Origin of the sequence: Halovibrio sp. HP20-59 (assembly GCF_033052795.2) — a bacterium.
Lineage (GTDB): Bacteria > Pseudomonadota > Gammaproteobacteria > Pseudomonadales > Halomonadaceae > Vreelandella.
This window is the reverse complement of record NZ_JAWJUW020000056.1, coordinates 1-488: the sequence shown is the minus strand read 5'-3', so window position 1 is coordinate 488 and position 488 is coordinate 1. Positions and strand designations below refer to the sequence as shown.

Genomic DNA, 488 nt, shown 5'->3' with positions numbered 1-488 from the left:
AGCACGCTGTAAAGGTTTTTTAACCCTTCGCGCAACTCCCGTGCTCGTTCTGGAAGCAATATATTATCTAGAATGGGTTTATCGTATTCATCGATCAGTACAACGACGCGTTCACCGCTGTGTTGATGCGCTTTATGGATAAGCTCACGAAAACAGCCGGCTATCGATGTATTCTGGAAAGTAATGCCCAAGCGCTCGGCTTCCGCTCGCAGCAACTCATGAATATGAATATCCAATGCTTCGCGACTGACTAAATGGCCATCGGCAAAGCCTATACGAATCACCGGATGCTGAGCTTCCCAATCCCATTTATCGTGGATGTATAACCCCTCAAACAGCGCTTCGCGGCCTTCAAACAGGCAGCGTAACGTATCCAGCAGCAGGCTTTTGCCGAACCGACGCGGGCGGGAAAGGAAAAAGTACTTCCCCTCTTCCGTTAGGCGGTGAATATCGGGTGTTTTATCAACGTAGTAGTAGCCCCTTTCCCG

The 488-nt window shown here is 49.6% G+C and carries 1 protein-coding gene; it reads right to left on the bottom strand.

All coding sequences use genetic code 11. The features are described 5' to 3' along the window. Positions 1–488: AAA family ATPase (locus RZA33_RS19360; RefSeq protein WP_317509431.1), on the bottom strand; the 488-nt coding region annotated here is incomplete at both ends.